Genomic DNA, 23637 nt, shown 5'->3' with positions numbered 1-23637 from the left:
ATAAGAGGGCCGTCATGGCCCTTCACCTTCTGAAGCTCTGCGTCGGACCCGCGACGATCGAGGACCTCGAACAGCGCATCGCCCATTACCGGGACGAGGCGGTGCAGGCCGGGCGCGAACCGTCCACGACCCATGTCACCCGGATGGTTCCGAAGCGCGCCTCCGCCATTGCCGGGCAGGGCTCGATCTACTGGGTCATCAAGGGCACCCTGTGCTGCCGCCAGGCCGTCACGGCGATCGAGCCGTTCACGGATAGCGATGGGATCGGCCGCTGCCGCCTCGTCCTCGATCCCGTCGTGGTGCCGGTCAATCCGCGCCCCTGCCGGCCCTTCCAGGGCTGGCGCTACCTCACGGCGCGGTCGGCACCGGCCGATCTCGCCATGGGCCGTTCCGACGACCTCGCCGACATGCCGGAATCGTTGCGCCGGGAGCTTTCCGTCCTCGGCCTGATCTGATCCGACTCGGCTTCGGCTCGGCGACGGAGCGGCGATGCCGCCCCGTCGCCGAGGGATGTCAGGCCCCCTCGAAGCGACCGCTCGCATGGGCGAGCATCGTGTAGACCTTGCCCGTCTCGGAGGTGAGGTAGGCATCGGCGCGGCGCGAGTCGCGGTCGTTCTTCGAGACCTCGCCGAGCAGCCGCTCGAACTCACCGACATAGCGGTCCACCGTCCGGCGGAACTCGGCATCGGCCGCGTAGCGCCTCCGGATCTCCTCGAAGGTCTGCCGGCCCTGGGCCGTGTAGAGGCGCCGGTCGAACAGGTTCGGCTCACCGCGGCGGTAGCGCTCCCACAATTCCACCGCCGTCTGATGCTCGATCATCTTGGCGATGTCGGTGGAGAGCGTCTCCAGGGCGGTGCGGCTCCGCTCGACGGCGGCCTTGTTCGGCTCGGCGCCGGCCGCTCCCTTGGCCGGCTCCGCTTTCGCGGCTCCGGACTTGGCGGCTTTGGGCTGACCGGCGGGCGCGGGGGAGGCGTTCGCCGGATCGGACCCGTCCGTGTCGTCGTCGAGGGAGGCGCGGGTCAGGAGATCCGAGAGCCAGCCGCGATTGTCGCGTCCGTCGCGTGCAGCCGGGACGGCGCCGCGTGCGGCCTCACCGGGACGCAGGGCGGCCTGGTTGCCCGCCCGCCCGGCTGCCGCCGGTGCGGACACGATGGTCATTTGCTGAGTCGGCCGCGGATCGTTCGGCTTGTCGTCGCGGGCCTGGGGCTCGGACGGCTTGGCGCTCGTCGATGCCGCCACAGGGTTGGCCGCATTCTGCTTCGGCTTGGGAGGAGCGGCTTCCGAGACCTGCACGTCCTGCTGCTTGGCCGGCTGGACGTCCGCCTTGCGCGGGGCGGGGGCTGCCGCCTCGGTCACGTCGACGCTGCGGCGCGAACGCGAGACCAGGGAGGACAGTTCGTTCAGCGCCTTGATCTGGTCGGTTACGACCCGACGCATCTCGCTGGTGGCATCCTGGGTCTCGCGGGGGATTTCCAGAACGCCGCGCTGCAGGTCCGCCCGCGTCGCCTCGAGTTCGCGGCGGATCTCGGCCGCCATCTCGCGCATCCCCGCCACCGAGTCGCCGAAGCGACTGGCCGCGCCCTCGAACACCGTCATCATCTGCTCGGACGCGCCGGAGATCGCCGCGCGGACGGCGGTGGCGGTACGCTCGCCCTCGCTGCCGGCATCCTTGCGAAGGCCTTCGAAGGCTCCGGTCACGCTGGCGCCCGCGCTCTGCGCCGCCTCGGACAGGCTGCCGGCGATGCCGCGCGCCCGCTCCTCGGCGGAGCGAAGGGTCTCGGCCATCAGCGTGTCGAAGCGCGCGGTCTGCTCCTCCAGGGCGCCGGACCGTGCCTCGATGCGCGTCAGCACGTCCTCCACCGCCTTGTCGCGGCTGGTGAGGAGATCGATCAAGCGCGTCTCGACGGTCTCGAGCGAGCCCGCCGCGCTGGTGAGCGTGCCGGAATGGGCGCGGGAGATCTCGGTGAGCGAGGTTCCGCGGGCGTCGAGCGAGGCGGCGAGGTCGGCCGCATCGCGCAGGGCGCCCTCGGCGACCGCCTTCAGCTGATCGACCTGTTCGGCCACGCTCCGGCTGGCGCGCTCGGTCTCGCTTCCAATCGCGGACAGCGTCGCCTGCACCTGCTCGACCCGGCCCGACAGGCCCTGCTCGATGGCGCCGAGATTCTCGCCGGCATCGGTGATGAGCTCGCGCAGGGCCGAGTTCGCGCCTTCGACCCGGTTCAGGACGCCGCCGAGCTCACTGCGGAGCCGGTCGTTGGCCTCGTTGAGGCTCGCCAGGGCGCGGGAGGCGCCGCCGTCGATGGCCGCGAGCAGCGCGTTCCTCGACGCGTCGGACTGTTCTGCGAGGTCGCGGACCCGCTCGCGCAGGGTCTCGGCGAGGGGCGTTCCGCTCTCGTCGAGGATGCGCGCGATCTCCTGGCTGCGCTCGCCCAGGGAGGCGACGAGCCGGGAGGCCGGGCCTTCGACGATCTCGCGGAGGCGTTCGGAATGGGTCGCCATCGCCTCGACCATATGGTTTCCGCGACCGTCGATGGTTTCCACGATCGATCCTCCCCGCTCCTCGATGGCGCGGGTGATGGTCTCCGCGCTTTCGGCGAGGCGGCGGGCCAGCGATTGCCCGCGTGCCTCGATCAGCGAGGCCAGGGCCGTCGAGCGGCGGTCGAAGCCGGCGATCATGTCCTGGTTGCGACCGTCGATCAGGGCGGCGACGGCCTCGTTGCGCTGGTCCAGAGCTGTGGCGAGCGCGTCGGCATGGGCCTGGGCGAGGGCAGCGTGACGGTCCACGCGCTCGTCGAAGGCGGCGAGCATCGTCGCGCTGTGTTCGTCCACCAGGGCCGCATAGGCGTCCTGGCGGTCGTCGAAGGCGCTGGCGAGGGCATCGCCGCGCGATGCCACGAGGGCGGCGAAGACCTTCATCCGGCTGTCGATCCGGTTCGTGAAGGCTTCGCTTCTTGCATCCACCGCCTGGGTCAGGGCCGTGCCCTCATTGTCGATGGTCCGGGCGAAGGCCGTCGTCCGGTCGTCCACCAGCCGCTCGAGGGCGCGCAGGCACTCGTCGAACAGGGCCGCGATGGCCTGCGTGCGGGTATCGACGGATTGGGCCAGCGAGACGCCCTGGTCGTCGACGGTACGGGTGAACTCCGCCGTCCGGCCGTCCACGAGTTCGGCGAGGGCGCGGAGGCGCTCGTCGAACACGCTGCCGATCGACTGGGCGCCGGCCTCGACGGCCTGGCCCAGGGATGCGCCACGGCCGTCGATGGTGTGGGTGACCTGGGTCGTCCGGTTGTCGATGAGGTCGGCGAGGGCGCGCAGACGCTCGTCGAACACGCTGCCGATCGACTGGGTGCCGGCCTCGACGGCCTGGCCCAGAGACGCGCCACGGTCGGCGATGGTGTGGGTGAGGTCGGCCGAGCGGTTGTCCACGAGAAGGTCGAGGGCGCGCAGGCGTTCGTCGAAGACGGTCCCGATGGATTGGGCGCCAGCCTCGACGGCCCGGGTCAACGACGTGCCGTGCCCGTCGATGGTGCGGGCGAACTCGGCCGCGCGGTTGTCCACGAGGTGGTCGAGGGCGCGCAGGCGCTCGTCGAACAGCGCACCCATGGATTCCGTGCGCTCGTCGACGGACCGGTACAGGGCGCTGCCCTGCATCTCCATGGTCCGGGCGAACTCGGCCGTCCGGGTCTCCACGAGGGCGTTGAGCTCATGGAGCCGCTCGTCGAAGAGTGCCCGGAGCGAACCGGTGCGGTCGTCGAGGGACCGAGTCAGGCTGCCGCCGCGGTCGTCCACGGTATGGGCGAACTCGGCCGTCCGGGTCTCGACGAGGGCGGCGAGCTCATGGAAGCGCTCGTCAAAGAGCGCGCGGAGCGAACCGGTGCGGTCGTCGAGGTTCCGGGTGAGGTTGCCGCCGCGCTCGTCCACCGTGTGGATGAGGTCCGCGGTCCGGCTCTCGACCAGCTGATCGAGGGCGCGCAGGCGCTCGTCGAACAGCGTGCTCATCATGGCCGTGCCCGCATCGACCGAGCGGGTCAGGACGGAGCCCTTCGTGTCCAGGGTCCGGACGAAATCGGCCGAACGGTCCGCCACGAGGGTATCGAGGGCCTGCATCCGGTCGTCGAACAGTGCGCCCATGGCCTGGGTGCGGTCGTCGACGGTCTGCGTGAGGGCCGTGCCCTTGGTGTCGATGGTGCGGACGAGTTCGGCCGCACGGTTCTCGATGAGATGGTCGATCGCGCGCAGGCGGTCGTCGAACAGGGCGCTCAGGGCATGAGTGCGTGCATCGACCCGGTCGGTGAGCGCTTCGGCGCGGCTGTCCACCAGGCCGTCGAGGGCGGTGAGGACGTCGTCGAACAGGGTCCGCAGCCCGTGGGTGCGGGCTTCCACCGATTCCGCGATCCTGGCGCCGCGACCGTCCACGAGCTCGTCCAGGGCTCCGATGCGCTGGTCGAACAGCGCGACGAGGTCGCGGGTGCGGGCTTCCACCGCGCCGGCGGCACCGCCGAGGCTGGCCTCGATCGTGTCGACGAAGGTCCGGCCATGCTGGCCGAGCGAATCGTGCAGGGGGGCCAACCGGTCGTCGAGGCTGCTGGTGAGGACCTGCGAGTGATCGTCCAGCATGGTCCGGATCTCGTTGGTCCGGTTGTCGAGGAGCTGGTGCACGGTGCGCACGCCCTCGTCGAGCAGGCTGCCGATATCGGTGGTCCGCGTCTGCAGGGTGGAGCCGAGGCGGCCCTCGCCCTCGCTGAGCAGACGGTCCGCATCGGCGACGACGTCGCGCAGGCGGGCGATGATGGTGTCGCCGCGCTGTTCCAGAAGCTCCGCCAGGGAGGAGCCGCCGCGATCGAACAGCTGTGCCAGTTCGGTGATGCGGGTGCCGAGGGCGCCGAACACGACGCGTCCCTTCTCGTCGAGCTCCTGGCCCATGGCGGCCGTGCGCTCGTCGATGAGGGCGGCCAAGGCTTCCGCGCGGTGCGAGAAGGACGAGCGGATGGCCTCCGCCTGTCCGGCCAGGGCCTCGTTGGCATGGCCCGTACGACTCTCGATCATCTCGACGAGCTCGCGGGTCCGGTTGGCGAGATCCTCGTCCACGGCGCGGGTGCGGCTCTCGATGAGGCGGATCGCCTCGAAGGCCTGGGAGCCGAAGGTCTCGTCGATCAGGCGGCTGCGCTCCTCCAGCGCGGCGGCGATGGCGTCGAGACGCCCGACGACGCTGGTGTCGAAGCGGCCGACGCCCTCTTCGATGCGGCGTGACAGGTCGGTCGCCTGCTGCTCGAAGCGCGCGGCGATCTCGGTGGAGCGGCTGCCGAGGGTATCGCCCAGGGCCAGGCTGCGGGCGGCGATGTCCTGCGCCATGCCGTCGGCGCGGGCATCGAGGGTCTGCACAAGGTCGCGGCTGCCTTCGACCATGATGCGCGCCATCTCGCCGGTACGCAGGATCAGGGCCTCGTTGAGGGCGGTGGCGCGGGACCCGAGTTGACCGTCGATCTGGTTCACCAGATGGGTGAAGGTCTCGCCGATCTCGGCCGTGCGCTTGACGGAGCGCTCCTCGAGGGCGCCGAGCTGGCTCTCCACGGTCTCGCGGGCTTCCCGGGTGCGCTCGGCGATGGTGTCGGCCACCGCCTTGCCCTGCACCGTGATGACCCGGTCCATCTCCTGCAGCTGTCCGGTGACGGTCTCGCTGAGGGTGGAGGTGTCGCGGGCGATGCGGTCGGCGAGGATGTCGCCGCGGGCGATGGTCTCCTGCAGGGCCGCGAGGCGGTCGTTGAGCACGGTGTCGATGGCCTTCGCCCGGCTTTCCGTCGTATCGGCGAAGGTGGCGCCGCTCTGGGCGAGGGCGTCGCTCACGCGGGCGCTCTGGGCGGTCACCGCCAGGACGATCTCGCGGCCGGTATTGGCGAGCTGGCCATGCGCCTCTTCGGCATGGGTGGCGATGAGGTCGGTGAGGCCACGGCTATGCGTGCCGAAGGAGGCCTCGACATCCTTGATCCGGGCGGCGAGTTCGCCGCCGACATTCTCGGCCGCGCGGGCGATGGAGCCCGTCGCCTCGGTGGCGCGGTGGAGCAGGGTCTCGTCGATCTCGGTGAGGGTGCGGCGCAGGGCCTCCATCGCGTCCTGAGCGCGTCCTCCAACTTCGCCGCTGAGACCACTGGCGGCCTGCTGCAGGAGCTGTGCGGCTTCTTGCGTGCGGGCGGCGAGTTCGGCGGACGTGGCGGACAGGCGCTGCTCGAAGATCTGCACGGCCTCCACGGTCCGGGCCTCGAGTTCGCCGGTGGCGCTCGCCGAGGAACGCCGCAGGGCCTGGGCCGCCTCCGCCGTGCTGGCGCCGAGGGCCACGGTGGTCTCTTCCGCGCTGCGGCGGAAGATGTCGGCGGCCTCGCTGGTGCGCGAGCCGATCTCGGTGGCCAGGGTGTCGAGGACGGCACGCAGGCTCTGAATCGCGCTGCCCGACTGGGAATCGAAGGTGCTGCCGAGAACCCCGAAGGCGCCGGTCAGTGTGAGGGTCGCGTCCTCGACGCGCTGGGTCACGAGGCCGCCGACCTGCTCGCCGGCCTTGTTGAGGCGGCGGATGCTGGTGTTGACGACGGAGGCCGTATCCTCGGCGCTGTTGCGCAGAGCGGTCGCGGCCTCGGCCGACCGGGCATCGATCTCGCCGTTGAGGCCCGCCACGGTACCCCGGAGGTTCTCCACCGTGCCCATGGCCCGGGTCTCGAAATGGGTGCCGAGGGCGGCGAGCGCCGCATCCATGGCTCGCGCGGCCTCCTCGGCGCGCTGGGTGACGAGGTCCCCCATCCGCTCCCCGGCGGAGGCGAGGTTGCTCTCGAGCGAACCGCCCTGGACGGTGAGGGTCTCGTGCAGGCGGTTGGCCACCGTATCGATGCGCTCGGCCAGGAGACCGGCGCGATCGTCGATGCCGTTGCCGGCGGTCTCGATGGAGCGGACGAGGTCGTCGCGCAGGGCGCCCGTCCGTGCGGCGAAGGTCTCGACGATCCCCTCGGAGGCCTGGGCCAGACCGGCCTGCGCCTCGCGGGTTCGGAGTTCGATCGCCTCGGACACGCCGCTGCCGGCGGCCTCGATCTCGGCGCGCAGGGCGGCGCCGCGCGCGGCGATGTCATCGGTGAGCGTGGCCCCCGTGGCGGCGAAATGCTCGCGCAGCGCCGTGCCGGTCTCGGCGAAGCGGGCGGTGATCTCGCCGCCAGTATGGGAGAAGGTCGTGGTGAGTTCGGTGCCACGGGCGAGGAAGGTGCTCTCGAGCCCGCGCGCGGATGCCTCGAAGGTCTGGCGGACTTCGCTGCCCTGGCGGTTCAGGCTCTCGATCACCTCCATGCCGGTCTGCGCAAGGGTGCGGGCGACCTGGCCGGCATTGTCGGCCAGCGTCGCGGTGAGCATGCCGCCGGTGCGCTCGAAGGCGAGGGTGACGTCCGCCGCCCGGCTCTCCAGGGACTGCGTCAGGGTGTTGCCGACTTCGGTGAGGCTGCTGCGCACACCTTCGCTGGTGCTGGCGAGGCGCTGGACGAGGTCGTCGCCACGGTCGGTCACGAGCCCGACCACGCGGTCCCCGGCCTCGCCGAGGGCGGCGGTGATCGCGTCACCGCGGTTGCCCAGCGCCGAGGTGATGGCCTCGCCGCGCGCGTCGAGGGCGCCGGTCACGCGCTCGCCGGCGCCGGTGACGGCGGCGACGATGCGCTCGGCCGCTCCGTCGAGCTCCTGCGTCAGGTTCTGGTGCGATCCGGTGATCGCGCCGCGAACGCGCTCGGCATTGGCGACGATGGATTCACGCTGGGCGACGAGCTCGTCGACCAGGGAGCGGATGCGGATCTCGTTGTCGGAATAGGCGCGTTCGAGGGTGGCGATCTCGCCGCGAACCAGGGTTTCCAGCTCGCCGGCACGGGCCAGCGCCCGTTCGACGCCGTCGCCCACGGCCGCGACCTCGCGCCGGACCGTCTGCGACATGGTGAGAACGGCATCGGTGGAGAAGTTCTCAGGCTCGGCGAGGCGGATCGCGACTTCGCCGACGGCGCGCGCCACGAGGCGCATCTCCTGGGCGCGGACGGCGAGCATCGCCATGATCGCGAACAGGACGATGGGGCCGACGATGGCGGTGGCGCCGACGGCGGCCTGAAGCGCGGTCATCCCGGCGATGAAGCCCTTCAGCTCGCCCCCGGACTGGTTCCAGGCGAGGGCGAGGAGGGCGGCGAACCAGAGAGCGGAGACGATGGCGGCGACGACGTAGGGCGTGCCGGACGGTCGCACGCGCAGGGTCTGCTGCAGGATGCCGATATTCTGGCGGTCGTCATTGGCCACCATCGAGCGGTCGGGTGGCAGCAGGCCTCCTTCGCGGCGCGGCCGGTTGCGGTCCGGCGGCGGCAGGTCGGAAGCGAGGGGCTGGTCGAGATCGAGGCGCGGGGGAGCGAGGCGACCGCTGGGGTCGCTCAGGGGATCGTTGTCGCCGACATCCGGAAGCCGCGGTTCGACGCGCGGTTCCGTCGCCTTCGTCGAGGGGAAGTCCAGGTTGAGGGCCTGCTCGATGGCGGAAAGAGCCGCCTCGGCCGGGTCCTTGAGCTTCTTTTCCGTGGCCATCCAACGCCTCGTTACGCAGGTCGTCGAAGCCGGCCGCATCCGGTGATCGACGACATTTTTACCAATTTACCAAGGAACTTTAGACCTCGGCGCGAGACCCGGATACCCGAGTGGATCGAACCGTCCAAAAAACCTTAACGGAATGGTTACCAAGCGTGTGGCCGGTTTCGTCCCGTTGGCTTTATGCATGATGCCGCAAGGCTTAAACGGAAGCGAACGATCTCGGACGCTCCTGTGGATAGACCGGTGGAGGGGCGCTCGAACGCCCGGTTGGGTTAAGGCGAGGCGGCGGGTGACCAGTCTGATCGATCACGCCTACCTCGCCCAGCAGACGTTCGGCGACATAGACCTTGCCCACGAACTGCTCGGGCTTTTTGCCGGCCAATGCCGCCGGCTGCTGCCGGGGATCACCGATCCGGGTCTCGATGAATGCCATCGTGCCGACCTCGCGCATACGCTGAAGGGGTCCGCCCTCGGCGTCGGCGCCGCGCGGGTCGCCGAACTCAGCGCCGCCATCGAGGACGGCCTGAGGCGGGGGGACGGCGTTCCGGCCTCGGCCTATGTCGCCCTGACCGATGTGGTGGAAGCGACCCTGTCGGAAATCGACGCACCCGCCTGATCTCGGCCGCAGGGACGGAACGGGTCGGCGTCTGCGGCGTAAGCGCAGGAATGTGAGGCGATGAGGCCGGTGCCGCTTGCATTCACCGGGCCGCGCCTTCAAGGCAGTCGCGCCGCACAACCGGCCGCAGACGCGTTGTACGAGCCTGGAGTCTTCGATGCCCAAGATCACCTACGTCGACCATGCTGGAACGGCCAGGACCGTGGAAGCCGACGTAGGATCGACCGTCATGGAAGCGGCGATCCGCAACAACGTACCGGGGATCGACGCGGAATGCGGCGGCGCTTGCGCCTGCGCCACCTGCCACGTCTATGTCGATTCCGAGTGGGTCGATGCCGTGGGACCGGCCGAACCGATGGAGCAGGACATGCTCGATTTCGCCTCCGACGTGCGGGCGACGTCCCGCCTGTGCTGCCAGATCCGGATCAAGCCGGAACTCGACGGCCTGAAGGTCATCACGCCGGCTCGCCAGGGCTGAGCTGGCGTCGGCCGAGGCTCTCGGCGAAGCGCAGCAGATACCCGTCGGGGTCCTGAACCAGGAATTGCCTGACGCCGACCTCCACCTCGCCGACCCGGTACCAGGCCTCGTGCGCGGGCCGGAACAGGGGCCATGAGGCGGAATCGAGGGCCGCCAGGATCGGATCAACGGCATCGACCCCGATCTGGAGGTTGATCCCGCGACCGAGCGGCGGTTCGAGAGCGCCCGTCAGCCAGTTCCCGTTGGCGACGTTGAGCATCACCTGCGCTCCGCCCCTCTCGAGATAGGCGAAGCCGTTCTCCGGTCGAGAATAGGCGAGCGAGAATCCCAGCAATCCGCACCAGAAGGCGAGGCTGGCCGGAAGGTCGTGGACGTCGAGTTCCGGCACGAGGGGGCTGAACCCGCCGGCGGGCAGCCTGTCGCCCATCATCTCACCAGGGCTCGCATGGCTCCGTCGATCCCCTCAATGTTCAGCGGGAACATCCTGTCCGACACGATTTTGCGGATCATGCCGATCGACTGGGTGTAGGCCCAGTGCTCGGCGGGAACCGGGTTGAGCCAGACCGATTTCGGAAACCGTTCGATCACCCGCTCCAGCCAGACCTGGCCCGGCTCCTCGTTCCAATGCTCCACCGAACCGCCCTGCATGGCGATCTCGTAGGGGCTCATGGAGGCGTCGCCGACGAAGACGACCCGGTAATCAGACGGATAGGTGCGCAGCACGTCGAGGAGCGGGATCGCCTCGTCGTGACGCCGGCGGTTCTCCTTCCAGACACGCTCGTAAGGGCAGTTGTGGAAGTAGAAATGCTCCACATACTTGAACTCGGCGCGGGCCGCCGAGAACAGCTCCTCGGCGAGCGCAACGTGCCAGTCCATCGACCCGCCGACATCAAGGAAGAGCAGGACCTTCACGGCGTTGCGACGCTCCGGGCGCAGCTTCACGTCGAGATAGCCCTTGCTGGCGGTCTCGCGGATCGTGCCGTCGAGATCGAGTTCGTCGGCGGCGCCCGTGCGGGCGAAACGGCGCAGGCGCCGGAGGGCGACCCGCATGTTGCGGGTGCCGAGTTCGACGCCGTCGTCGAGATCCCTGAACTCCCGCTTGTCCCAGACCTTCACCGCGCGAAAGTTCCGGTTGCCGTCCTGGCCGATGCGGATGCCTTCGGGGTTGAAGCCATAGGCGCCGAACGGTGAGGTGCCGCCGGTGCCGATCCACTTGTTGCCGCCCTGATGGCGCTCCTTCTGCTCAGCGAGCCGCTGTTTCAGCGTCTCGAAGAGCTTGTCCCAGCCCAGCGCCTTCAGCTCCGCCTTTTCAGCGTCGGTAAGGTACTTCTCGGCGAGCTTGCGCAGCCATTCCTCGGGGATCGCCGTCGGCGCCATGGCCTCGCCGATTGTCTCGATTCCCCGGAACACGGTGCCGAACACCCGGTCGAACCGGTCGAGATGGCGCTCGTCCTTCACCAGGGCCGTGCGGGCGAGGAGATAGAACTCCTCGACGCGCTTGTCCGCCAGATCGCGATCCAGGGCCTCGAGGAGCGTGAGATGTTCTCGGAGCGTGACGGGGATCTTGGCGTCGCGCAGGGCCGTGAAGAAGTGAAGTAGCATGGGGCAGAGAACGCGCGAACCGGGCGTCCGGGTCAAGGGTGTCCGCGCACCGGTCATGCCTACCGGAAGGGTCGGTCAACGACGCCGACTCGTGAGCCGGATAACGGAAATAATCCTGAATTCAGTGAGACATGGGCACCGCTTTACCCCTTCGGCGCCGACGAAGCTGGGTATAAGTCCGGTTTTCTGTTGATATCACCGCCTACTGTGTTCTTCGCACCTTCAACATTGTCATTGAAATCAAACAGCTGGGAGACAGAGTGTACGCCAAGTCAGGGCCGGGGTATTTGGCAGAGTAAGGGTGGACGTTATGGCGCTCGTCTTGCGCTCCTTGAGTGATTTCAAGCGGTTTCTGGCGAAGCCGGGCGCGACGATTCAGATCGTGCGGAACACCTTCATCGAGCGCCAGCCCGCCTCGTTTCAGGAAGCCTATCGGCAGAAGGGCATGTACGAGCCGCGTACCGTCCAGGCGATCTCGAAGAAGGCGGCGGTCTTCGCCATCAAGGGCCATCCGACGACGGTCTGGCTCTATTGGGACAAGGGCACGCGCAACTGGCGCTATTCCGACGATACCCTGACCGTCCCGCTGAATACCGGCGTTGGGCCGCCCGACGAGATCGTCTATCGCTGCAGCTTCGCGCCGGGATCGGAGCCGAAGGCCCGTGCACCCGCCCGTACCAAGCCCGTCGATCCCGCGCCCGCATCGCCGGGGGACAAGCCGACCCCCACCATGCCCGAACGCGGCCAGGGCCGCCTGTTCTGACTTTCTCCGCTCATCGTGAGCCGTCTCGATCCGTGATCGGTTGGTAAGAACCGTCCGGCCAACGCTACGTCTTTGAGACCATCCCGGCTTCAAACCAGCGTCTTGAAGACAATCGACACCTTAAAACTATCCATCACTCCGACGACCGCAATAGCATTCGTTGGTTGATGCGCCTGAATTCAGGCACTCTACCGAGTTATCCACTTCTCCGACATTGCTGCGGCGTTGCTCTGTCCGGAATAAGACACAACGCCGGATCGATCAGGCACTCTTCGCGGGCTGCTCTTCTTTGGCAGGTGCTTCGCGGGTCTCCGTCACCTTCCCCGCGTCGATATTCTTGCCCACGGTCCGCCGCGCGCGGAACGCCGGCCTGACCTCGGTCTCCTTGCTTTTGAGCATGGCGCGGTACTCGTCGCGCCGCTCGTGGATCGAAGCGATGACGAGTCCCATGGGGACGCCCACATCCACCAGCACGGCTTCCGAAAGCTGCAGGGACGCTTCGATGGTCTCGGGCACGGCGTCGTCGACCCCCATCTCGTAGAGCGCCGTGGCGTGGCGGGCGTCGCGGGCGCGGGCGACGATGGTGATGTCGCGGCGCTCCGCGCGCGCCGCCTCCACCACGGCCTCCACCGCCCTGGGGTTGTCGAGGGTGACGACCAGGGCGCGGGCATTGGCGATGTCGCAGCGCCGCAGCAGTTCCGGGTTGGACGAATCGCCGAAATAGACCGGGTTACCGAGGCGGCGGTGCTCCGAGACGCGGGCCGCATCGGCATCGAGGGCGAGATACGGGATCTTGTGGCGGGCGAGCATCTCGCCGACCTGCCGTCCGACGCGGCCGTAGCCGGCGATGATGACGCGGTTCTGCTGCTTGTCCGGCACCGGCTCGGCGCGGGCGCGGCCGAGATTGGAGCGGGACATCCGCTTGCCGAGGCGCCGCGCGAGGCTCGCCAAACTCGGAATTGCGATCATCGTCACCGTGGTGACGATCAGCGCCGCCTGTCCGAGGCCATCCGGCACGAGCCCGCCCGCGATGGCGCCGCCGATGAGGACGAAGGCGAATTCGCCGCCGGGGCCGAGGAGAAGTGCGGCTTCGAGCGCGACGCTGCGCTGGATGCGCAGGAACCGGGCCGCCACGAGGATCACCGCGCCCTTGATCAGGATCAGGCCGATGGACAGGCCGAGGATGGTCTTCGGCGCCGCCATGAGCTGGGCCGGGTCGAGATTCATGCCCACCGACACGAAGAAGACCCCGAGCAGCAGCCCCTTGAACGGATCGATCGTCGCCTCGATCGCCCGGCGATACTCCGTCTCCGCCAGGAGCAGGCCCGCGACGAAGGCGCCGAGCGTCATCGAGAGGCCGCTGGCCGCCGCCGTCAGGGCGGTCGCCACGATGACGAGGAGGCAGGCGGCCATGAACAGTTCCGGCGAGCGCGTCCGGGCGACGAGCTGGAACAGGGGCCGTAGCGCGAGGCGGCCCGCCACCACGATGAGGACGAGGGCGATGGCCGCCTGTCCGAGCGCCAGGGCGAGCGCGCCGCCGACATCCGCCCCGTCGCTGCGGCCGAGCACCGCGATGGCGAACAGCATCGGCGCCACGGCGAGATCCTGGAACAGCAGCACGGCGAAGCTGGCCCGGCCCGAAGGTGTGTTCAGGCGCTTCTGCTCGGCCAGGACCGGCAGGACCACGGCGGTGGAGGACAGGGCGAGCGCAAGGCCGACGATGACGGAGGCGGCCAACGGCACTTCGAGGGCGAACAGGATAATGCCGATGACGAGGGAGGAGGCGAGCACCTGGGCCGAACCGAGCCCAAAGACGAGGCGGCGCAGGGTGCGGAGCCGCTCCCATGACAGCTCGACGCCGATCATGAACATCAGGAAGATCACGCCGAATTCGGCCAGATGCGCGATCTCGGACCGGTTCCCGATGGTGAAGATCGAGACCCATGGCACCGTGTCGGCCAGTCGCCCCAGGCCGAACGGCCCGAGGATCGCGCCCGCTCCGATGAAGCCCAGCACCGGACTGATGCGCAGCCGGTGGAACAGCGGCACCACCACGCCTGCGGTGACGAGAAAGATGATCGCTTCCTTGTAGGATCCGGCGTGAACGTCCGTCATCGAGCTGGGCAATCTCCCGAGGGTGGTGCGCGCGACGCTGGCCGAGACGGGGCAGCCGAAGTTCTGCACAGGGAACTCCGGCCGCGGGAATCCATCGGGTCGCCGGCAGCGATGAGACCATGCAAGCCCATGTGCCGCCTGGGCAACCGGCTTTTTGCCGGCCCATGCGGATTTAATCCTTCGCCGCACTCAGCCATGCATGCGGGACGCGCTGGCGCGGAAGGGGTTTTGCGCTGCGATACGGAATGGCGCAAAAACGGCACAATGGCCGCATAGGGCGGAACTTAATGATCGGTTAAGCCCCGGCTTACCTCACGGTTTATTGCGTCGTTCGTCGCGTTTTTTGAAGACACGAGTGCCTCATGCGAAAGTCGCCGCCCAACCGGGATGTTCAGCGCGAACGACGTGACTGGATCCGTGAGTCCGAGCGCTGGACGCACGAGCGCCATCTCGAGAAGGGCTACCGGATCAAGTGGGGCTATGTCGGGATCGCGTATCTCGTCGAGTTCATGGTCATCGGCGCGTCCCTCTGGGGCGCCTGGCTGTTCGCCGGGGTCTACAGCGACGGGGACGACAAGGCCTTCTACTTCATGCTGCTGGCGCCGCTGGTCTACGCGGCGGTGGAACTCTGCCGCGTGCCGCTGGGCATCCTGGCGCGAACCCAGCGCTCCTACTTCATCCGGGCGCTGGCCATCGTCGGCATCATCTTCGCCGCAGGCGTCACCACCAAGTCGGTGTCGCAGCTCGGCGAGATGATGTTCCACCCCCGCCTCATGGATGCGGCCAAGGCCAAGACCGCCCTCAAGGACGCGCAGGCCGACCGCTCGACCATCGACAACCGCATCGCCTCCGCCGACGCGCGCGTGGCCCAGTACACGACGGAACTCGACCAGATCGAGAAGCGCGCCGCCGAGAATGCGAGCCAGCTCTCGGCCCTGCCCGCCCAGCGCTGCGAGCGCGTCTCGGGCACCAACAGCAAAGGCCAGCGCTATTCCAACCTGAAATGTGTCACCGATCCGCGCACCGCCACCCTGAATGCCAGTGTCGGCAAGGCCGGCGCCGACCGCGCGGTGGTGACGAAATCCCTCGAGGAAGCGCGCAAGGCGCGTGCCGAACTCGACCGGGGCGCCGCCGAGCGCAAGGTCGCCGATGCCGAACAGGCCTATCGGAACTCGGTCAACCGCTCGCAGCTTCACTCCTTCACCGCCATGGTCTACGGCGTCGATCCGATCGACGTGACGGACGCGCAGGTCCACGCCTTCCTGCGCATCTTCGTGTTCGTGCCGGCCCTCTGCGCCGCCTTCGCCTCGACGATCCTGGCGCTCTGCGCCGTCTCGGTGCGCAAGACCTTCATGGACGAAGACGATCTCGGCGCGGCCGTGAACCTCGAGGCGACGCCCTACATGCTCGACTCGATCACCGATTCCATTCGCCAGGAGATGGGGCTGGCGCCGCCCAAGCCCGTGCGCGAGGTGACGCCAACGGGTGAAGTGATCCCGCTGGATCGCCGCAGCGCGCCCAACACCAACATTCCGCCCGTTGCCAGCGCGGGAGCCGGCGCATGAGCATCCACGCATCGGGGACGCCGGAGAACGTGGTTCTCGCCCAGAGCGTCAACGGCCGCCTCCGGGCCGAGACGCGGATCACCGCCGCCCGGGCCTTCCTGTTCCGGGCCATCGGGGCGGGAGCCTTCGCGGCGCTCGCCGGCATCGGCATCGGCGCGGCGTCCTATGGCTACGCCTACATGAACCAGTTCGACTCGGCCGCCGAGAAGATCGCCGCCGCCATGCAGGCCGCGCTGTCCGACGTGACGCTGAAGACCAAGGGTGAGGTGACGCTCACCGACAACGTCCTGAAACTGGAAGGCGGCCCCGTCCGCTCGTCCCCGGCGCCGACCCAGGCCCAGCTCGGCAAGGACGCGGCACCCGCCTCGAAGGCCACGGTGAACACCACCTTCACGGTGTTCAAGCAGGTGCCCTACATGGACGGCCAGATCGTCACCGGCTGGAACTTCCGCGCCAACGAGGAAGTGCCGTTCCAGCAATATTGCTACTTCTCCCGCCGGACCAACGAGGCCAAGGGGCAGGTCGAGATGAAGATCGATCTCGCCATGGACGGCAAGGTTCTGCCGCAACCGCAGAAATCCGACGTGAACCTCGCGATCCTGGCCTCGAACTGCGTGTGGAGCGACGGGAAGTCGCTCTGAGATCGGAGCGCTTTACGGGGTGAGAACGGCCTGCTAGATCGATAACCCATCCGGATGGGTTATCGATGGTCACGGTTCTTCGCTCGGGTGGATTGCGCGTGATCATCTTCGTCGATGACCATGAACCGGCTCACGTTCACGTGTTTGGGGACGGGCATGCCAAGATCAACCTCGCGCCCTAGCCAGCCCTGGTTTCCGCCGAGGGGATGACCCGAAGCGAGGTCCGCAAGGCGATGAAACTGGTCCTGGAGCATCGTGACGCGTTTCTCATTCGGTGGAAGGAGATCCATGGCTGAGCTGACCGACGACGCAGTTGACGCCGCCCTGGAGCGGGGCCGTCTCGCACAATCGACCGAACCACGGGCCGCATCCGTGCATTACGATCGCGAGCGCAGGCAGGTGGTCCTGGCTTTGACGAATGGCTGTACCTTCGCTTTCCCGCCTCATCTCGTCCAAGGTCTGGCAGACGCGGACGATGCGACCATCGCGGAGATCGAGGTCCTCGGGGCGGGATACGGCCTCCGCTGGGATAGGCTCGATATCGACATCTCCGTTCCGGGACTTGTGGCGGGGATTTTCGGAACGAGGTCCTACCTCGCTTCCCATGCCGGTCGTTCGACCTCCCTGGCCAAGGCTGCCGCCGCCCGGTCCAACGGCGCAAAGGGCGGGCGTCCACGAAAATCGGCCTGACAGGGCGGTGTCGGGTCAAGTGGCTCATCCTTACCGCATCGGTCGATCCGATGACGATCTGTACCTTCGCTCTCGCCAGGATTACCGGTCACAGAGCCTCTTCCAGAAAGCCTACGCCTCATGCGCTTTACCGGTACCGCCGATTACGTCGCCACCTCGGATCTCACCACCGCCGTCAACGCGGCCATCGTGCTGGAGCGGCCGCTTCTGGTGAAGGGCGAGCCCGGCACCGGCAAGACCGTGCTGGCGGAGGAGATCGCCAAGGGGCTCGGCGCGCCGCTCCTCACCTGGAACGTCAAATCCACCACCAAGGCGCAGCAGGGCCTCTACGAATACGACGCGGTCTCGCGCCTGCGCGACAGCCAGCTCGGCGATCCGCGCGTGTCGGAGATCGGCAACTACATCCGGCGCGGCAAGCTGTGGGAGGCGTTCACGCATGCCGAGCGTCCGGTTCTCCTCATCGACGAGATCGACAAGGCCGATATCGAGTTCCCGAACGACCTGCTGACCGAACTCGACCGGATGGAGTTCCACGTCTACGAGACCGGGCAGACGATCCGCGCCGAGCGCCGCCCCATCGTCATCATCACCTCGAACAACGAGAAGGAATTGCCGGACGCGTTCCTGCGCCGCTGCTTCTTCCACTACATCAAGTTCCCCGACGCCGAGACGCTGAAGGCCATCGTGGAGGTGCATTACCCCGGCATCAAGCACCGCCTCGTGGAGGAGGCCCTGCGGGTCTTCCTCGAGACGCGGGAGGTGCCGGGCCTAAAGAAGAAGCCGTCCACGTCGGAATTGCTGGACTGGCTCAAGCTCCTCGTCTCGGAGGATGTCTCCCCCGAAACCTTGCGCGAGCGCGATGGCCGCAAGCTGATCCCGCCGCTGCACGGCGCACTCCTGAAGAACGAGCAGGATGTCGGCCTGTTCGAGAAACTGGCCTTCATGATGCGTCGCGAGGGGCGGGGCGGCTAAGCAAGCATAGCAAAGATGGTCACCGGTTCTGCGTTCTAAAACCTGCTGAGGACCACCTCCGGCCGAGCTGCGCTCGCCGGCGCCATTCAAACCTGACCTCGCGTCCCCATCCTGCAAGCGGACCGCTCCCATGAAGACGAAGAAACTCGGCCGGACCGGCCTCGACGTGTCGCCGCTCTGCCTCGGCTGCATGACCTACGGTATTCCTGAGCGCGGCCCCCATCCCTGGACCCTGCGCGAGGACGAGAGCCGCCCGCTCATCCGGCAGGCGATCGAACTCGGCATCAACTTCTTCGACACGGCGAATTACTATTCCGACGGGACCAGCGAGGAGATCGTCGGGCGCGCCCTCAAGGACTTCGCCGACCGCGACAGCGTCGTGCTCGCGACGAAGTGCTATTATCCGCTGAAGGACCAGCCCAATGCCGGCGGCCTCTCCCGCAAGGCGATCTTCGCCTCCATCGATGCCAGCCTGAAGCGGCTCGGCACCGACCATGTCGATCTCTTCCAGATCCATCGCTGGGATTACGGCACCCCCATCGAGGTGACGATGGAGGCGCTCCACGACGTGGTGAAGGCCGGCAAGGCCCGCTATATCGGCGCGTCCTCCATGTACGCCTGGCAATTCGCCAAGGCCCTGTTCACCGCCGATCTGCATGGCTGGACCCGGTTTGCGACGATGCAGGACCATTACAACCTCCTCCACCGCGAGGAGGAGCGCGAGATGCTGCCGCTCTGCGCCGATCAGGGTATCGGTGTGCTGCCCTGGAGTCCGCTGGCGCGCGGGCGCCTGACCCGCGACTGGGACGAGCGGAGCGCCCGCCAGGATTCCGACGAGGTCGGCAAGCGGCTCTATGCCTCCGCAGAGGAGGCGGACCGGGCCATCGTCGGCAAGGTGGCGGAGATCGCGCAAGCGCGCGGCGTGTCGCGGGCGCAGGTGGCTTTGGCCTGGGTGATCCAGAAGCCGATCGTCACCGCGCCGATCATCGGGGCATCGAAACCCACCCACCTGACCGATGCCGTGGCGGCCCTCGACCTCGCGCTCGATGCCGACGAGATGTCCGCCCTCGAAGCGCTCTACACGCCGCACCCCGTCGTCGGCTTCCAGTAAGGTCCATCCTCCATGCGCCGCCTGATGCTCCTGCGCCACGCCAAGTCCGACCGTTCGCCGGGCGTGCGCGATATCGACCGTCCGCTGAACCCGCGCGGAGTCAAGGCCGCGCCGCAGATGGGGGCCTATCTGGCGGCGCAGGATCTGATCCCCCGGAAGGTCGTCGTCTCTCCGTCCTTGAGGACGCGACAGACCTGGGAGGGCATGTCCGCCGCCCTCGGCAACCCCGAAACCGAGATCGTCGATGCGATCTACGAGGCACCGGACAGCGCGCTGCTCGAGGTCATCCGGGCGACGCCGGCCGACATCCGGACCCTGCTCATGATCGGGCACAATCCCGGCCTGCAGGATCTCTCCCTCGATCTCGTGGGCGACGGTCCCCGTGAGGCGAGGGCACGGCTCTCGGTGGAATTCCCGACCGCGGCGCTCGCCGTCATCGACATCGAGGGCGATGCCTGGACCGGGTTCCGTCACCGTGCGGGCCGGCTCGATCGGTTCGTGACGCCCAAGGGCCTCGACCGCGACGACGCCGCCTGAGGCTATGTCGATCGATTGAACGGATCACCGGCTGGGCCGTTGCTCAGTGCCATGGCCCGCCACCGCTGATCCCGTGTTCGTCACCACGCTTCTCGTCCTGACATCCCTGATGCCGCGCATGGGTATCGGCCTCGACGCCGTGACGTCCGGCCTCGCTCGCGCGGAATCGGCCGCGGCGATGGTTGCCCCTCCCTCCGAGACCCCGAGTTTTCTCGCCAGCGAGAGGGCGGTGTCGAACTGGCGCGCGGAGGCGGGGACGACCTTGCGTCCCGCTTCGCTCGCCCTGGTGGCCCGCTATGCGCCGGTCCCGCCCGCTTTCGTCGCGCGCTGCGTCAAGCTCAACAATTACTGGTGCATCAAGAGCGCCCGGTGGCGGGGCGAGATCGGCAGCGATGCCGAGGGGCATACCGGGTTCGCCACCGCCGGTGACGGCGCCGATGCGGCGGCCTCCCTGCTGCGGCGCTATTACCGCGAATTCGGCCGCCGCAACGCCCTGTCCATCGTCCGCCGTTGGGCGCCGGCGGAATGCACTATTTCCAGCGGCGGGGGATCGGGCGGAAAGGTCTCCACCGGCCTCGCGCCGCTCGGTCTCGGCAAGACGGTTCGCGCCCGCTACCTCGCCCGCCATGCGCGGGGAGGCGGGCGCAAGCCCCGCACGGTCGCGCGGGGCGGTCCGCTGCGGGTCCAGCCCTGGTCGCCGCTGGCGAGGATGGCGGGTGGGCCGAAGCCCCGGCCCATCCGCGTCGCCGGGGCGGCCGAGACGATCGGCAGGCCGGCGATCACGCCGATCATCGCGAGTCCGTCCGAGACCGGGGCGACATCGCCGTCCTCCCGGCTGGCGGACCGGTTCGCAGCAGAATCCGCGGCTTTGCCCGCCCTCGCGGCCGGGATGCCGGGCCTTCGGCTGCAGGATTTGGCGGCACCGGCGCCCCTCTGCGGCAATGACGAGGTCCGCATCCGCAATTACGCCGCCCGTATCGCCGCCAGCGTCGGCCTCAAGGTCGAGGACGATCTCGCTCTGTTCGATGCGGATGGCCGGCCCTCGCCCCGTCTCGCCCCGGTGATGCTCGCCATGTCGGCGGTGGAACTCGGCGTGCTGCGGGCAGGACCGGATCTGGTCGAGGCCGCCATCGCACGGCTCGCCGCCGCCCAGGTCGATCCCGGCCAAGTCGATCCCGGCGCGGTGGAGCGATGACGCGTCCGGTTCTTGCGTTCGCCTGAGACGCGCGCCACCTCACCCCTGCATTCGCCACCCATCCTCCCCCTCCTGCCAAACGAGACCCTCGCTTCATGATCAGCTTCGCCTCGCGCGCGGGCTCCGCGATCCAGGCCTTCGCCGAGGCATCCAGCGATCTCCTGATCCAGCCGACCCTGAGGCTCGGCGTCACCGGTCTCGCGCGGTCGGGCAAGACGGTGTTCACGACGGCGCTGATCCATCATCTGGTGGAGACCCATGCGCTGCCGGCCTTCGCGCCCGCGCATGAGGGACGGCTGCGCCGGGCCCGCCTCGTGCCGCAACCCGACGACGACGTTCCGCGCTTCCCCTACGAGGATCATTTCGCGGCCCTGACGGAGCAGCGCCTGTGGCCTCGCTCCACCGACCGGATCAGCCAGTTCCGCCTCGCCATCGAGTACGAGCGCAAGGGCGGCTGGCGCTCCGGGCCGGGCACGCTGATGCTCGACGTGGTGGATTATCCCGGCGAATGGCTGCTCGACCTCGCGCTGATCGACCAGAGCTACGCGGAATGGTCCGCCGCCACCATCGCGGGCACCCGCCGCACCGGGCGCGCCGCCATCGCGGCGCCCTGGCTGGCGGTACTGAAGGACCTCGACCCGTCCGGCCCCCTCGACGAGGTCGTGGCCGAGCGCGCCAGCATCGCCTTCACCGCCTACCTCACCGCGTTGCGCGCCGGGCCGGAATCGGTGGCGACCACGCCCCCGGGCCGTTTCCTCATGCCCGGCGACCTCGCCGGATCGCCGGCTCTCACCTTCGCGCCCCTCGACGCGCTCCCGGAGACGATCGTCCCGAACAGCCTCGCGGGGCTGATGGAACGGCGTTTCGAGGCCTACAAGGCCAAGGTCGTGGAGCCGTTCTTCCGCAACCATTTCCAGCGGGTTGACCGGCAGATCGTCCTCGTGGACGTGCTCGCCGCCGTCGATGCCGGGCCGGCCGCCCTCGCCGAGTTGGAAGAGGCGCTCGACACCGTGCTCCTCAGCTTCCGGATCGGCCGCAACACCATCCTGTCGCGTCTCTTCGCGCCGAGAGCGGACCGCATCATGTTCGCCGCCACCAAGGCGGATCACCTGCACCAGACCAGCCACGACCGGCTGGAGGCGTTGCTGCGGCTCCTCGTCTCCCGCGCCATGCGCCGGACCGAGGCGGCCGGTGCCCGCGTCGGCACCGTTGCGCTGGCTTCCGTGCGGGCCACGCGGGAGACCACCGTCCACGACGACGGCATGACCCTGCGTGCGGTCTCGGGAACGCCCGAGGCGGGCGAGCATGTGGGCGACGAAATCTTCGACGGGCGGAGTGAGGCGGCGGTGTTCCCCGGTGAGTTGCCGTCCCGGCCCGAATCCGTGCTTGAGGGCGCGGTACCCCCCGGATCGCTCCGTTTCCCGCGCTTTCGCCCCCCGCTGGTCCGGCCCGATGCCCATGGCCGCCCCGGCCACCTGCCGCAGATCCGCCTCGACCGTGCGATGCAGTTCCTCATCGGCGACAAGCTGACGTGAGCGCCGCCGTTCGTCATCCCATCCCGCCCGCCGACCTCATCCTGAGGTGCCGCGCCAGCGGCCTCGAAGGAGGGTTCCAGGCTCCGCTGCGCGAACTGGAGGGCTCCTTCGAGGCCTCCGCTCCGCTCCGGCACCTCAGGATGAGGTGGGCGGATGGGGGAAGGCCGGTCTCGCAGTTTGCCTATTACGCCTCAGACAGGGTCCACCCATGACCTCTCCGAACCGTCCCCGCGCCTTCCGCATCCCCGCCGCCGAGCCGGCCGAGGGACTGGAGGGCATCGTTCCGCCGCCGGTGCCGCCGAACGCGGTCAGGATCGTCGAAGAGCCGTTTGAGATCGTCGAGGCGGCGGACGGCACCGCCGTGCCGGTGGCTCCGAAATCGCGGGCGCCCTGGCTGTCGGTGCTGATGCTGGCTTTGGGCGGCCTCGTCTCGCTCGGGGTCGGCCTGTCGCTGGAGCGGATGATCGCCGACCTGTTCTCCGCCGCGCCCTGGCTCGGCGGGGTCGCCCTGGCTCTCCTCGTCCTCGCTGCCATCGCCTTCCTCGCCCTGGTGATGCGCGAACTCGCGGGCATCTGGCGCGAGCGCCGGATCGAGAAGCTCCGGGCGAAGGCCATCGAGGCCATCGCCACGCGGGATCACACCGGCGCGCAGGCGGTGGTCGCCGAGCTTTGCGACCTCTACGCCACGAGGACCGGGCTCGCGGCCGGCCGCCAGCGCCTGAAAGCCCTGGGCGATACGATTCTCGACGTGGACGACCGAATCGGGCTCGCCGAGCACGAACTGCTCGAACCCCTCGACCGGCAGGCCCGCAATGCCATCGCCTCGGCCGCCAAGCAGGTCTCGGCGGTGACGGCGCTCAGCCCGCGCGCCATCGTCGACGTGGCCTTCGTGGTCTTCGCCGCCGTGCGTCTCCTGCGCCAGATCGCGACGATCTATGGCGGGCGGCCGGGTTTCCTCGGCTTCCTGCGTCTTGCCCGCGCTGCCTTCGCGCATCTCACAGTCACGGGCGGGATGGCGGTGGGAGAGAGCATGATCCAGCAGGTGCTCGGCCTCGGCATCGCCGCGCGGGTCTCGGCGAAGCTCGGAGAGGGCGTGCTCAACGGCCTGATGACCGCCCGGTTCGGCCTCGCCGCCCTGGCGGTCTGCCGCCCGCTCCCCTTCGTCAGGGAGGAACCTCCGCGCCTGTCGGACGTGGCCGGGGAGTTGCTGAAGCCGATGGGCGGTGCCGAGAAGGTGTGA

General features: G+C 68.7%; 18 protein-coding genes. 14 read left to right on the top strand and 4 right to left on the bottom strand.

Annotation, left to right across the window (positions count from 1 at the left end):
- Positions 1–14: 14 nt before the first annotated feature.
- Positions 15–455, top strand: a complete 441-nt coding sequence (locus ASF26_RS04090) for a DUF1489 domain-containing protein (RefSeq protein ID WP_056250073.1) — start codon at positions 15–17, stop codon at positions 453–455.
- Between the two features lie 58 nt (positions 456–513).
- Here ASF26_RS04090 and ASF26_RS04085 read toward each other — a convergent pair whose 3' ends face one another.
- The gene (locus ASF26_RS04085; RefSeq protein ID WP_056250070.1) at positions 514–8574 is read right to left on the bottom strand and encodes a hypothetical protein; all 8061 of its coding nucleotides are present in this window, start codon (positions 8572–8574) and stop codon (positions 514–516) included.
- Between the two features lie 292 nt (positions 8575–8866).
- Here ASF26_RS04085 and ASF26_RS04080 point away from each other — a divergent pair, with 292 nt between their 5' ends.
- Positions 8867–9193, top strand: coding sequence for an Hpt domain-containing protein (locus ASF26_RS04080; RefSeq protein WP_056250067.1), 327 nt, complete (start codon positions 8867–8869; stop codon positions 9191–9193).
- Between the two features lie 157 nt (positions 9194–9350).
- Positions 9351–9671, top strand: coding sequence for a 2Fe-2S iron-sulfur cluster-binding protein (locus tag ASF26_RS04075; RefSeq protein WP_056250065.1), 321 nt, complete (start codon positions 9351–9353; stop codon positions 9669–9671).
- Here the strand turns inward: ASF26_RS04075 and ASF26_RS04070 are convergent.
- Both ASF26_RS04070 and ASF26_RS04065 read right to left on the bottom strand, forming a co-directional pair.
- Positions 9649–10101 (bottom strand): VOC family protein, encoded by a 453-nt coding sequence (locus tag ASF26_RS04070; RefSeq protein WP_082477506.1) that lies wholly within the window; start codon positions 10099–10101, stop codon positions 9649–9651. The genes ASF26_RS04075 and ASF26_RS04070 overlap by 23 nt on opposite strands.
- Positions 10098–11273 carry a VWA domain-containing protein gene (locus ASF26_RS04065; RefSeq protein WP_056250061.1) on the bottom strand — a complete coding sequence of 392 codons (1176 nt, stop codon included), beginning with the start codon at positions 11271–11273 and terminating at the stop codon, positions 10098–10100. Before ASF26_RS04065 ends, ASF26_RS04070 begins: the two co-directional genes overlap by 4 nt.
- 310 nt (positions 11274–11583) lie before the next feature.
- Between ASF26_RS04065 and ASF26_RS04060 the strand changes: the two genes are divergently transcribed.
- Positions 11584–12036: a hypothetical protein gene (locus tag ASF26_RS04060; protein ID WP_056250059.1), complete on the top strand. Its 453-nt coding sequence runs from the start codon at positions 11584–11586 to the stop codon at positions 12034–12036.
- Positions 12037–12297: 261 nt separating this feature from the next.
- Here ASF26_RS04060 and ASF26_RS04055 read toward each other — a convergent pair whose 3' ends face one another.
- Positions 12298–14151 carry a cation:proton antiporter gene (locus tag ASF26_RS04055; RefSeq protein ID WP_056250163.1) on the bottom strand — a complete coding sequence of 618 codons (1854 nt, stop codon included), beginning with the start codon at positions 14149–14151 and terminating at the stop codon, positions 12298–12300.
- A 362-nt stretch (positions 14152–14513) separates the two neighbouring features.
- Between ASF26_RS04055 and ASF26_RS04050 the strand changes: the two genes are divergently transcribed.
- The 10 genes from ASF26_RS04050 (at position 14514) to ASF26_RS04000 (ending at position 23637) form a co-directional block, all read left to right on the top strand.
- Positions 14514–15716: a hypothetical protein gene (locus ASF26_RS04050; protein WP_056250058.1), complete on the top strand. Its 1203-nt coding sequence runs from the start codon at positions 14514–14516 to the stop codon at positions 15714–15716.
- A complete protein-coding gene (locus ASF26_RS04045; protein WP_056250056.1) occupies positions 15713–16357 on the top strand; it encodes a hypothetical protein in 645 nt (214 codons plus the stop codon). Before ASF26_RS04050 ends, ASF26_RS04045 begins: the two co-directional genes overlap by 4 nt.
- Positions 16358–16422: 65 nt before the next feature.
- Positions 16423–16539: a DUF4160 domain-containing protein gene (locus ASF26_RS23315; protein WP_244475818.1), complete on the top strand. Its 117-nt coding sequence runs from the start codon at positions 16423–16425 to the stop codon at positions 16537–16539.
- Between the two features lie 106 nt (positions 16540–16645).
- Complete coding sequence (locus tag ASF26_RS04035; RefSeq protein WP_056250055.1) at positions 16646–17047, top strand: DUF2442 domain-containing protein; 402 nt, start codon at positions 16646–16648, stop codon at positions 17045–17047.
- Positions 17048–17167: 120 nt separating this feature from the next.
- Complete coding sequence (locus ASF26_RS04030; protein WP_056250053.1) at positions 17168–18019, top strand: MoxR family ATPase; 852 nt, start codon at positions 17168–17170, stop codon at positions 18017–18019.
- Between the two features lie 130 nt (positions 18020–18149).
- Positions 18150–19130 carry an aldo/keto reductase gene (locus ASF26_RS04025; protein WP_056250051.1) on the top strand — a complete coding sequence of 327 codons (981 nt, stop codon included), beginning with the start codon at positions 18150–18152 and terminating at the stop codon, positions 19128–19130.
- A 12-nt stretch (positions 19131–19142) separates the two neighbouring features.
- Positions 19143–19667 (top strand): histidine phosphatase family protein, encoded by a 525-nt coding sequence (locus ASF26_RS04020; RefSeq protein WP_056250049.1) that lies wholly within the window; start codon positions 19143–19145, stop codon positions 19665–19667.
- 73 nt (positions 19668–19740) lie between these two features.
- Positions 19741–20862 (top strand): hypothetical protein, encoded by a 1122-nt coding sequence (locus ASF26_RS04015; RefSeq protein WP_056250047.1) that lies wholly within the window; start codon positions 19741–19743, stop codon positions 20860–20862.
- 95 nt (positions 20863–20957) lie between these two features.
- Entirely contained in the window at positions 20958–22397 is a 1440-nt protein-coding gene (locus ASF26_RS04010; RefSeq protein ID WP_056250045.1) for a YcjX family protein, read from the top strand.
- A gap of 208 nt (positions 22398–22605) precedes the next feature.
- Positions 22606–23637: a TIGR01620 family protein gene (locus ASF26_RS04000; protein ID WP_056250038.1), complete on the top strand. Its 1032-nt coding sequence runs from the start codon at positions 22606–22608 to the stop codon at positions 23635–23637.

Source organism: Methylobacterium sp. Leaf93 (genome assembly GCF_001422345.1).
Lineage (GTDB): Bacteria > Pseudomonadota > Alphaproteobacteria > Rhizobiales > Beijerinckiaceae > Methylobacterium > Methylobacterium bullatum.
The sequence above is the reverse complement of the archived record's forward strand: the minus strand, read 5'-3'. Positions and strand labels throughout refer to the sequence as shown.